Genomic DNA, 11,851 nt, shown 5'->3' with positions numbered 1-11,851 from the left:
AATGGTACAGATGTGGTACAAAGTATAAAGATTGGGGTTGGAAAAGATGCTGGGGGAAACAAGAGAAAAATTCGGATTATTTTTGGGATTGGTGGGTGTCATTTGTTTTAGCTTAACGCTCCCCGCTACAAGTATTGCTGTAGAGTATTTTGGGACTACGGTCGTCGGTTTAGGAAGAACGGTTGTTGCTGCTATTTTAGTAGCGGTGGTATTGATCGTTCGAAAGGAAAAACTGCCTTCTCCAAGTCAATTCAAAAGTCTACTTATTGTTGCTGTTGGTGCAGTTTTAGGATTTCCTCTCCTCACTTCTTGGGCAATGGAATCCTTGCCTGTTTCTCATGGAGCTGTGGAAGTAGCCCTGTTACCGTTAGCAACAGCTGGATTTGCTATGTTTAGGGCAGGTGAAATCCCTTCAATCAAATTCTGGGTTTCAAGTATAATCGGCTCTTTAGCTGTCATTATGTATGCACTTCATCTTGGATTCGGCCAATTGCAATTAGCCGATTTAGCTTTACTGGCAGCAGTGATCATACTGGGACTTAGTTACGCAGAAGGGGGGAAATTAGCGAAAGAATTAGGCAGCTGGCAAGTGATTGCTTGGGCCATTATGATCGGTGCTCCATTTTTCATTATTCCAGTTGGACTAAACCTTTCAACTGAAATGCTCCATGCCCCTATCCAAGCTTGGGTTAGCTTAATTTATCTCGCAGTGGTTAGTCAATTTCTAGCATATGTTGCTTGGTATAGCGGAATGGCTATGGGCGGAATAGCAAGGGTTAGTCAGATTCAATACTTACAACCATTTTTGATGATTGTATTTGCAACAGTATTTCTAGATGAATCCATCACATTTTTCACCATTGTAATAGCAGTAATTGTTGTCTTTTCTGTCATATTAGGCAAAAATGCTCCCGTAACAAAAAAAGTAGCTGTATCAGGGAAAAGCTAACTGCATTTAGAACAACCGAATTCCAATAGATGAAAGAGACCGACAGTCATGAATATGGATTCAAAATAAAAATCAACAAAATCGTAGGGAAACTAAGTTATGTCAAAATCATCCATTGTAAGGACAAAAGTTAATCATTGATCAACTGAACGAATTTCGAATACGGATGAGCAACAGATTTCATTATTAATGAAATCAAATCTAAAGAAATAATAGAATGTTACTGCCTAACGGGAGTGTTGATCAAGGATTAACGCTCTTTCTTTTTCAAATTAGGCTTAAATTTCGTATTGTAAAATCCTTATATGTAAAAGCTTTCATATTCATTAGATCTTCCAGATTCCACGACTTAGTTTCAATGGCTTCTTAACCGTTTTCTTTCCTTATCATGGTTCATCTTTTACACCGCCATAAAAAAGCACCCAAACCAATGGATGCCTTCTCCTTTTATTCATTAATTTTGACTTCTTTCAATAGATCATTCCTATACGAAATTGCATCTCGTTCAAAAACTTTTTTAAACCTGTTTTCGTACTCTTCACGGGTTATTAAACCTTTTTCTTCCAGTAATTCCACTATAGTTCTAACCCTTACTCTACTCGACACTAATTCGTTTGTCATATTGGACAATAAAATACTAATTTTCTCATCATCATTCATTTTCTCATCCCCTTTGTTTAACTAATTTGACAAAAGGGACCAATTCCCTGCAAAAAAAGCACCCAAAATAATCGATACTAATGTTTTTAAATAAGTAAAATAAGAGTGGTGTTTGTTCCTCTTTTACACCCTCATATAAACTATGAGCCATACCATAACACCATATTATGGATAACTTTATTGCGTCCTATGGTAATAATGCACCTTTTACTCTATGTAAACTCCTTCAATCTTTGCTACATAAAATAATGAATAATGTTAACAGCTAAGTTTATGCTATTCTATCGGCTTAACCTTATATCTCAAAATTGCTACAAGTTCATGTTCTTGTTTTGGGATATATAAATTCTTCTCTCGTTTTCTCCATTCGTATTTCATTAGTTTTTGTTCCCTTCTATATATTTTTTCCATTCATCTAGAAATTAACAAACAGTTTGTCATCCTATTATCAAAGGACAATAGTTCCTCTAACGTTCATCCACAACCTTTTTATTACCCGTGCGGAAAAGAACATCATTATGATAAATCTGCCCTTTGTCCTGAAGGTCTTTAAGATTCACTATTGGTTGATATTTCTTTTTATCACCCATCTATTATACCCCCTCTGTTGTTCCGGGATAAGACTTTCCACCTATCTTCCGGAAAAGGGCATCCCGAGTCTCTATTTCCCTTCTTTGTCCGCTCACGCTTGAACATTCCTTATTGTAAGCCATCCCCATCGCTGTCCACATGTGTCTGTTCCTTGTCTAATGCCTCATGAAAATCGTTTCGATTAAATGTTAGCTCTCAACTTAAGGATCCATACAAAAATTCCATCCACAATTTAATCGATCTTTTTGAATAGATTTCACTTATAAAAGCCAGATTATTAAAATATATGAGTGATACAAATGAGGGTCCTACATGAATCAAGCTGGTGTTAATGAAAAATATAAGGTATCGCCATTTTATGTGTTTTTTTTAGTGCATTCCATGCAAACTGGATTAGGCGTATTGAGTTTTCAAAGAGATTTGGCTAAAGCGACGGGAACCGATGGCTGGTTATCCATACTCCTAGCTGGATTGATTGTTCATATATTAATTTGGCTAATCTATAAGATATTTAGTTTTGTTCCTGGCGATATAATCTCCGCTAATAATCATGCATTCGGTAAGTGGATTGGTAATTTCTTCAGTCTTTTATTTATTCTTTACTTTTTTGTCCTTGGAATGACGATCATAATCGGCTATATAAATGTCATTCATGTTTGGATGTTTGAAGAGGTACCTTCTTGGGCATTTGCTTTGGTTTTCCTTATCTTGATTTATTATATAAATACAGGGGGATTCCGAACCATTACGGGTATTGCCTTCTTAACTGTACTAGTTTCATACTGGCTTTTATTTGTACCTTTTTATGGTTTTAGATACTCTGATTTCACCGGTTTTCTTCCTATTTTCCATCATAATTTATTCGAAATAATGAAAGGAACTAAAAGTTTTTCATTATCCATGCTTGGATTTGAAATGATACTGATGTATTATCCGTTCATCAAAAATGCTGAAAGATCGCAAAAGTATGCTCACGGAGGAGTTGTGCTCACTACGTTATTGAGCTTATTACTTTATTTTGTATCGATAGTCTTTTATTCACAGAAACATTTGACCCTTACTCTATACCCAACACTAACATTGACCAGTATTATTGAGTTGCCCTTTATTCAACGGTTCGAATACATAACTGTTTCTTGGTGGACCATCATTATCATACCCAATATGGTCATTCCTTTGTGGGCTGCCAGCAGGGGTGTCAAGCGCTTATTCAATGTCCAGCAAAAGTATCCCTTATGGGGAATGTCCATAATCATACTACTTGTGAATATACTTTTTTATGATATCGATTCCTTATATATATTAAATAAAATAATCAATCCCTACATCGTATGCTTCATTGTTATATATTTGCCTCTTCTTTTTGTTTTCATAAGCATTAAAAAATCGCGGAACCGGTTATGAAAAAGTTTGAAATTCCTAGTGATACTGTATTCCGCTGTTCTTATAACGAGCCCACTTTCACGAATTGTCGCCATCAGATAAATATCAATTCCTTCACCAAATAAGTTCGGGCTAGGGAAACAAAAGGAAGACCACTTATTGTGGTCTTCCCAGACTGTAGACAAACTCGATGACAATCAGTTTTTCTATTTATATGGCTTGTACAATTTGAACGTTGATTGGAACGCAGGGCACTCGCTTTCCGCGGGCGGGCGGCCCTCGGCCTTCGCCTGCGGGGTCTTCCCCTAGACGCGCTTTTCTAAGCAGGAGTCTCGACCTTCCGTTCCAATTAACTGTGTCTTACCTTTTAGATAGAACACTTTTGCCTAAAGTCATTTTCGTTTTAAAATAGAAGTATTAAAACCTGAGGTGATTTTTAAGTCCCCTTAAAGTAGCCCAACGCAACCATGCTTTTCTTTTGCATCTGCGAATACACGCTCAACCGTTTCTTTACGCTTCGCATATATAGGTTTTACATCTGTATAAGAAGTTCAACTCCTCTATGAAATGCTTCTTTGAAATGCTTTCCCATATTTAGATTGCTCTAAGAATGCCTGAACTTGGCTCTCCCCTTTTACCACATCCAGACAAAAAACTGGATTCATTATTTTTACCTCCTACACTTATAAACCAGTACCCTAATCCTCCATGCAGTGTCATAGAACTTGTTATACAAGATCTGCGCTGTGTCCCAACCAGATCAACATTTTTCTGCAAATAGTGGGCGGACAGTTTAGTTCACGGGATCAACGCCCTCACACCCATCAGTTGCTTAAAAGAATGGCTTAAAGTTAAGCTAACCAATCTGAAATATATTTATAAACCAGCTACTTGTCCAAACATAAATAAATCTGTCTTTATATGATGTGGTATATGGATAAAGGAGGTGAAATATTTGGGTACTTTTTTAGATGCACAGACTTCACAGAATGCTAGCTATAGAAACTCCATCGCCATTCCCGTCACCACTACACCAGCTCTATTCGGTACACTAGGTTTAAGCACAGTAGGCGCAGGAGCCAATATTCATGTTGAATTTGCTTTCTCAGCTGCCATAAGCTCATTAGCTGCCCTTTTAACTCCTGTCAATATTGAAGTTTATAGAGGGGTAGGCCCCGGTAGGGTACTAGTATATTCAGCACAAATAACATTGCCGGTTGCAGGTCTAGGAGTAGCCTCCGAAACAGTATTCACTTTAGCTGGAGCAGACTTCAATCCTCCATCCCCTTCCAACTTTTTAATTTATCAATCGTTCATTAGTATACCTGCTGGAATAGTAATCTTACCAACGCGTACGGGTCCTGAAAGCTTTTATGCAGCTGAATATTCCGATTAATATGAAAGTAAATAATAAAAGATTATAAGGGAATGAATCGTTTCCCCTTAATAATATTATAAATAATAAAAACTCTCAGGTTTCCAATTCGAGAGTTTTTATTTATATATGGTTAACTGCCCATTTAAATCATGGTTGATTTTGCACTCATTCTTCATCGGGATACTCTGCACTAAAATACTATCTTCTACTTTCACACTTCATACTAGAACTTTTTTCCAAGTCCCTTACCAGGCATTCATATTTTACCCTGCTGGATGGTTCTGGTTACACAAGACGAACTTATAGGAAGAAAACCCCCGAAAATTTTAATATCAGGGGTTTTCTTCATTTTTTATATTTAGTATTTTTCTTCACATACTTAGTTTTATTTAAGTAATCTGGATTGTGCTGCAATTGTAATACAATTTTTTTCACTGCAAAAATCTACATTAGTCTCTCTAAACTCTTTTGGACTTTCAACGTAGGAATAGTGGATACTATCTAACACACGAGCTTTTCAGATTTAGTCATGTGTTCAATAGTAGACTCTTATTTCCAAATAGAATTATCAACTGTGTTATATCGTTAGATTTTTTAGCATTTCAATATATGCCTTCAATTCTGAATCCGTCAATCCTGAAATACGTTCGAAAAAAATAGATTCTTTTTCTTTTAAAGCTTTTATTGTTTTGTCATGACCAAGCTCGGTTAAAGATAACATTACGCCTCGACGATCTTTAGGGTGGGGTTCACTCTTTACATATCCCAGACCTTTTAATTGCCCTATAAGTCTACTGATAGAGCTACGGTCCATTGCTGTTGATTCAGCTAAAGTCGATGCGTTAGTAGGACCATGTGAAAATAACCAGCGAACAATCAAAAAGGCTGCTGGCTGCAAAGTTGTATCAAATGTAGCTGCAGTTCTGACATTAAGTGCATGTGCCTCACTAATCAACGAATTGAGCTGTTCACCAAGAGCTAACTCCAGTTCTTCTCTCAAATCAGAATTATTAATATCCATAGTTCTCCCTTCTCAACGCAACTAAATGTATTTGACATATATCAAATACTTGAATATGATTGATATATGTCAAATATATTTAATTGTTAATACTATGTCAAGTTTATAGAAGGAGAATGCATAATGCCCGAGTATCCAATAATTGTAATGACTGGTGCTACCAGTGGTATTGGTCAGATTGCTGCAATTGAAATCGCAAAACGTGGTGCACATTTAGTGCTGACTGCTCGTAACAAAGAACGGGCTAAAGCAACTGAGAAATTAATTAGAGAAGCTTCACCACATACGGAGGTTGATTTCTATTTTGGTGATTTATCGTTAATACATGATGTTCGCCGTATAGGACTTGAGATAAAACAAAACTATTCAAAAATTGATGTACTCATCCACAATGCTGGGCTTCATGGGTTCGAGCAGCGTGTCACCTCTGAAGGATTTGCCGAGATGATTGCGGTAAACTATCTAACGCCCTGGCTACTAACAAATCTGTTAAAGGACTCTTTGGTAAAAGCAAAAAATGCAAAAATTATTAATGTCGCTTCGGAAGCCTCACGAAATCATGGGGAACTAAAATTACCATATGATTTGACGGACACATCTTCATTTACATTGAGGGGTTCATCTAAAATTTATGGAAAAACAAAGCTTCTAAATATCATGTTTACTGGTGAGTTAGTGCGTCAGTTTTCAGGTACTTTGGTTAATGCCAACGCTCTAAATCCTGGTTTCAATAATACTGGCCTGGGAAGAGAACTTCGTATATCTTCTGTATTGGGAAAAGTCTTAGAATTCCTTAATATCGGAGATCCAAAAAGAGGGGCTGACATCATTGTTCGTTTAGCACTTGATTCCGAATATGAGAGAGTGACAGGGGGATACTTTAATGTTGGAACTGGAGATAAAATTGATCCGATATATCCAGGAAAAGATGTTTCTATGCAGCAAAGTTTGTGGAATGATACCAAAGAATTATTGTTAGAGTATATAAAATGATTTTCTATTCTTCAATGAAGTTACATTTTCCTAAACGGAAATGTATATGGGGATTGATTAATGCGATTCCAATTTAGACAAATAGTCTTTTATTATACAACTAGTGCTGAAACTTTAGTAAATTCAAGTTCAATTTCACTTCCCGTATTTCTCATTTCCAAACTTTTATTACGTTTGTTATTGAACTAACCTCCCTCAATAAACTAAACACACTCTCACGATCGCTCTAGAATTCTTAGGATTTCTTAGTCATATCATTAACAGTTATTTATGTAAGCTCGGATCACTCCTCAAGGGTAGGGATTTATCGAAAAAAGTGTATGCTAAACTAGCCAATTATAGGAAAAAATCAGTTTAAGCAATGTTATGATCGCACTATAGGATATCAATGTTTCATGGAGGTCAACCCTCCCATGTCTCACAGAATCGATGCTCCTACATTCCTTCGTTCAACCTTTCAATAAGGGGTTGCCGCAGCACCCCCTTATGAAGTAAATCCCCTTTAGTTGGATAAGATAAGCTACGACAATGAAAGCTACGATTTTCAAAAATAAACCACTTAATTGAAAACCGTCTATTGATAGCAAAATAAATTATTATTTTAATCGGTGATTTTTAACCTTTATGTTAATAATTTGTATTATGTAAACCAGGAAAGTTAAATATATTGTGTTTAATGATGTCGGTATATGTTGTTTTATGTAGATTGAAATATAGAATAAATATGAACCCTATTTGTTACAAAAAAGTTCACTCAATATGTTAAGTTGGAGACTATCTTCGTTAATTATTAATTACTATAATTTGTCTTACTTGAGTTATTATATTTTTATTTATCACTTAATATTAAATACTTATATTGTATGTTTAAACGGGGTTTTAAAGAAATAAAAGAGGGAAGATATGAAAAAATTAAATGATCAACTATTGATAGACTCATACCTTAAAGCAATTGAATTAGACTTGGAAAAAAAATTCATCCTCGTTCTAGAAGAGGAATTGAAGAGAAGAGGTCTACCCCTTATCGATCAAAAAGGTAGGAGTAACTAATTAGTATATGCTTTAAACTGTAATTCTTTGCTTTGTTTTTTAACCCATACTAATAATTCTTGTTCCTTAGTCAATTCTCTGTATAAGACTCGATCAAGCTGTAAAACTAATTAACTCTCTAAGATTAACCTTTTAGTGTCAAAATATTGACTATAAATCCACTTTTAGAATTAATTAAATCTCTTACTTGAATTTCGACATAAACTTTCATTTGTCCTTTATGAACTAAACTGTAAACGGATTGATACGCAAATAGCATTGTTGAAGGAGACTTCTAATTAATATTCGTTAAGGAGGATGAAAGATGATAAGCGTAACAGTAGATAAGTTAAAGTTCAAGAAACAATTATCGGTGATTGAACAAATCACACTGAAAGATTTTCTGTATACCTGGGTACGTAGCTCCAGCAAGGGATTTGACGATTTTTTTCACCTTGAGTACACAGTAGATGTATTTGCCAAAATGGAAAAAACGACGAATGACAACGATTTGTTGATTTCTGATGATGATTATTTCAGATACATAACATTGACGGAAGATAATCAAATTGTGATAGGTGTTTTAGATATGAATTCAGAATTAAAACATAGGATAATTTCACTAGATAAGATTAAATAATTCTTCGTTTTCTTTAATTCATACAAAATGAGGCAGCGTGGTACACTGTCTTTTTTTATTTGTTCACTATATGTCTTATGGGACGTTACTGTCCTGCCCCAAAAAAGCTGCCTTAAAGACAACTCAGAGCTTCAGCTAATGCACCCGTTAGTTTTAGTAGATTTCTTCACGTACTTTTTAGTATTTCAGTTAATACAGGAATGCCGCCCCATGCCGCATGACGAAGCTAACATTCTGAATTTCTATGGTTTTTTCCAACAGAATAAAAATCATGTAAGAAATATCAAAATATGATAGTATTTTCTATGTCATACATAATTTAATAATTAATAAAGAAGGAGCTAACTAGACATGAAAATAAAAAAATATCTAGGAATCACGTTTCTATCAGTTACACTATTACTTTTTGGATCTATCACTGTTATCCATAGCTCAGCAAATAGTAATCCAAAAGAAGAGAGAGTAGAAGCAACTTCAACAAATCCAAAGTTAAACAATGTGAAAATTTTAGCTACTGGTGGAACGATTGCAGGTTCTGCTACGTCCAATACTGACACAACTGGTTATCAAGCAGGTGCACTTGGTGTTGAAACACTAATTAAAGCTGTTCCTGAACTAAAACAAGTAGCAAATGTGAGTGGTGAACAAATCGCCAATATTGGCAGTAACAATATGGATAATAAAACTTTATTAAAGTTGGCGAAACGAATTAATGAGTTATTAAAATCTAAAGACGTTGATGGTATCGTCGTAACGCATGGAACAGATACCTTAGAAGAAACTGCTTACTTTCTGAATCTGGTCGTAAAAAGCAACAAACCTGTCGTGATTGTTGGATCAATGAGACCGGCTACAGCTATAAGTGCAGATGGACCTTTAAACTTATATAATGCTGTAAAAATTGCTGCTAGTAAAGATGCTAAGAACAAAGGTGTTTTAATCTCATTAAATGACCGGATAGGTTCTGCACGTTATATAACAAAAACCAATACAACCATGACAGATACATTCCAATCGGAGGAACAAGGCTATTTAGGAGCAATCGCAGGTAATAAAATACTTTTCTACAATGAACCTACTCGTAAACATACAACCAAATCGGTGTTTGATGTATCAAAACTAGATAAACTTCCTCAAGTGGACATTATTTATAGCTATCAAAATGATAGTAGATATTTTTACGATGCATCTGTGAAAGCAGGAGCTAAAGGGATTATAATAGCAGGTGAAGGAAACGGTTTAACTTCTGATACTGCTTTTGAGGGTGCTAAAGACGCTGTCAAAAAAGGCGTGATCATTACTCGCTCTAGCCGTGTAGGAAATGGTATTGTTACGAGAGAAAAGATTGACGATGAAAATAATTTTGTTACAGCGGACTCACTCAATCCTCAAAAAGCACGTATTTTGACGATGCTTGCATTAACAAAAACAGATGATCCAAAAGAAATTCAGCAATTTTTCAACGAATATTAATCATTAAAATTAGAAATTTCTTGATTAACTAAAAGTGAATGAAATTTAAAGCATACGATGGTGTGAATCACCAACGTATGCTTTTATTTATTTTTGTACTAAGTTGAACTCAACTGCCCCAGTTGTATAAAGAAAAAGCTGCCTTAAAAGCTCAGATTTCGACTAACGCACCCATTAGCAAAAAACTCTTTACTTAATATTCCTAATATAATCATCCGTTTCATTATAAGAATTTATCTGTTTCGTATTTCCTCGATTTTTCATATAGTAGAAGAGATAGCATAAAATAATAAAAGGTACTCCACAATACAGAGCAATTCTTTGGCTCGCATCAAAAGCAAGACCTATACAAGAAGCAAGACACAAAACACAAGCAGCAATGGGTACAAAAGGATAAAGTGGTGTACGGAATTTTAAATTTTTAATATCTCCACCCATTTTCAAAAAATGTTTACGGAACATGTATTGTGATAAAACAATCCCTATCCAAACTACTACTACTGCAAATCCTGATATAGCCACAAGTACTACATAAACTGTATCAGGTGCAAATACACTAGATAATAAAGATAAACAAGCTACTGCCATACTTATAACTAAAGCATTCAATGGTACTCCATTTGACGTTATCTTTCCAAAAAATGAACTTATCATTTTCTCATTTGAAAGAGACCATAACATACGAGTAGATGCATATAGACCAGAGTTTGCTACTGAGAGTAAAGCTGTAATAATAACAAAGTTCATAATATCAGCTGCATAAGGAATTCCAATGTTGTCAAAAACCATCACAAATGGACTTTCAATGACTCCTGCTTCTTCCCAAGAGATTAAACCAGATAAAACAAAAATTGCACCAACAAAGAAAAACATTGTTCGCCAAATTACATTTCTAATAGATCTAGGAACGTCTTTTTCTGGATTTTCACTTTCTCCAGCAGCAATGCCAATAAGTTCTGTTCCTGAAAAGGCAAAATTAACGGAAATCATGGCCATAAAAACTGGAAGCAGGCCATTTGGGAAAAGACCCCCATCTGCAGTGAAATTAGAAAGCATGGGGGCAGAGGCTCTATCATCCATTGGAATAAATCCAAGCATTGCAGATCCTCCAAGTACAATAAATAAGATAATAGTAATTATTTTAATACCTGAAAACCAAAATTCGGTTTCTGCAAATATTTTTACTGAAAAGGAATTAAGTAAAAATATTAGAATCGCAAAGACGGCGCTCCACATCCAAACAGAAGTGTTAGGAAACCACCTCTGCATCAACAGTCCAGAGGCAGTAAATTCGGAACCTACCGTTACCACCCAAGTAAGCCAGTACATTAAACCAATAGTAAATCCAGTAGCAGGACCGATATATTTGGTAGCATAAGTTTGAAATGAACCTGTTACTGGCATAGCAACAGTTAGTTCGCCTAGGCATAACATGACAAGGTACATGATTAATCCGCCTACTAAGTAAGCGAGAATCGTACCTCCTGGTCCAGCTTGGCTTATTGTATATCCACTGCTCAGAAAAAGACCCGTTCCAATTACACCACCTAGCGAAATCATGAACAAATGCCTGCTTTTCATTGAACGTTTCAACTGGTTTTCATTGGTATCATTTGTGTTTGGCATCTAGTCTCCTCCTCGTTTACTACTCTACAAGTACTTATTTTAATAGATAACAAAATACAAAGTTTATATTCTTACAGAAAAATCAGAATCTTTAATATAAAGACTGAC

Annotated in this window: 11 protein-coding genes and 1 pseudogene; 7 read left to right on the top strand and 5 right to left on the bottom strand. The window is 35.3% G+C overall.

Annotated features, from left to right (window positions below):
• Window positions 1-46: 46 nt before the first annotated feature.
• A complete protein-coding gene (locus AC0VX1_RS09045) occupies window positions 47-949 on the top strand; it encodes a DMT family transporter (protein ID WP_278089964.1) in 903 nt (300 codons plus the stop codon).
• A 447-nt stretch (window positions 950-1,396) separates the two neighbouring features.
• On the opposite strand, the gene AC0VX1_RS09040 is transcribed toward AC0VX1_RS09045, so the two are convergent.
• Complete coding sequence (locus tag AC0VX1_RS09040; protein WP_063576823.1) at window positions 1,397-1,609, bottom strand: hypothetical protein; 213 nt, start codon at window positions 1,607-1,609, stop codon at window positions 1,397-1,399.
• Window positions 1,610-2,076: 467 nt separating this feature from the next.
• On the bottom strand, window positions 2,077-2,199 hold the full coding sequence (locus tag AC0VX1_RS09035; RefSeq protein ID WP_413001955.1) for a hypothetical protein: 123 nt from the start codon (window positions 2,197-2,199) through the stop codon (window positions 2,077-2,079).
• 313 nt (window positions 2,200-2,512) lie between these two features.
• Between AC0VX1_RS09035 and AC0VX1_RS09030 the strand changes: the two genes are divergently transcribed.
• Complete coding sequence (locus tag AC0VX1_RS09030; protein WP_475470811.1) at window positions 2,513-3,604, top strand: GerAB/ArcD/ProY family transporter; 1,092 nt, start codon at window positions 2,513-2,515, stop codon at window positions 3,602-3,604.
• Window positions 3,605-4,018: 414 nt separating this feature from the next.
• On the opposite strand, the pseudogene AC0VX1_RS09025 reads toward AC0VX1_RS09030, so the two are convergent.
• Window positions 4,019-4,116, bottom strand: a pseudogene (locus AC0VX1_RS09025) (transposase); the annotation flags it as partial.
• 422 nt (window positions 4,117-4,538) lie between these two features.
• On the opposite strand from AC0VX1_RS09025, the gene AC0VX1_RS09020 reads away from it, so the two are divergent.
• Window positions 4,539-4,979: a hypothetical protein gene (locus AC0VX1_RS09020; protein ID WP_475470808.1), complete on the top strand. Its 441-nt coding sequence runs from the start codon at window positions 4,539-4,541 to the stop codon at window positions 4,977-4,979.
• A gap of 559 nt (window positions 4,980-5,538) precedes the next feature.
• Here the strand turns inward: AC0VX1_RS09020 and AC0VX1_RS09015 are convergent.
• Complete coding sequence (locus tag AC0VX1_RS09015; protein WP_034313372.1) at window positions 5,539-5,982, bottom strand: MarR family winged helix-turn-helix transcriptional regulator; 444 nt, start codon at window positions 5,980-5,982, stop codon at window positions 5,539-5,541.
• Between the two features lie 123 nt (window positions 5,983-6,105).
• On the opposite strand from AC0VX1_RS09015, the gene AC0VX1_RS09010 reads away from it, so the two are divergent.
• The 4 genes from AC0VX1_RS09010 (at window position 6,106) to AC0VX1_RS08995 (ending at window position 10,117) form a co-directional block, all read left to right on the top strand.
• Window positions 6,106-6,975 carry an SDR family NAD(P)-dependent oxidoreductase gene (locus AC0VX1_RS09010; protein ID WP_475470806.1) on the top strand — a complete coding sequence of 290 codons (870 nt, stop codon included), beginning with the start codon at window positions 6,106-6,108 and terminating at the stop codon, window positions 6,973-6,975.
• 903 nt (window positions 6,976-7,878) lie between these two features.
• Window positions 7,879-8,025, top strand: coding sequence for a sporulation histidine kinase inhibitor Sda (sda, locus tag AC0VX1_RS09005; protein WP_106028533.1), 147 nt, complete (start codon window positions 7,879-7,881; stop codon window positions 8,023-8,025).
• 304 nt (window positions 8,026-8,329) lie between these two features.
• Entirely contained in the window at window positions 8,330-8,644 is a 315-nt protein-coding gene (locus tag AC0VX1_RS09000; protein WP_475470804.1) for a hypothetical protein, read from the top strand.
• A gap of 351 nt (window positions 8,645-8,995) precedes the next feature.
• Window positions 8,996-10,117 carry a type II asparaginase gene (locus AC0VX1_RS08995; protein WP_475470802.1) on the top strand — a complete coding sequence of 374 codons (1,122 nt, stop codon included), beginning with the start codon at window positions 8,996-8,998 and terminating at the stop codon, window positions 10,115-10,117.
• Window positions 10,118-10,306: 189 nt separating this feature from the next.
• Here AC0VX1_RS08995 and AC0VX1_RS08990 read toward each other — a convergent pair whose 3' ends face one another.
• Entirely contained in the window at window positions 10,307-11,743 is a 1,437-nt protein-coding gene (locus tag AC0VX1_RS08990; protein ID WP_034313403.1) for an amino acid permease, read from the bottom strand.
• Window positions 11,744-11,851 lie beyond the last annotated feature (108 nt).

It is taken from the genome of Peribacillus sp. QJM3NY_7, assembly GCF_056173225.1.
This window is presented reverse-complemented; position numbering and strand designations above follow the sequence as displayed.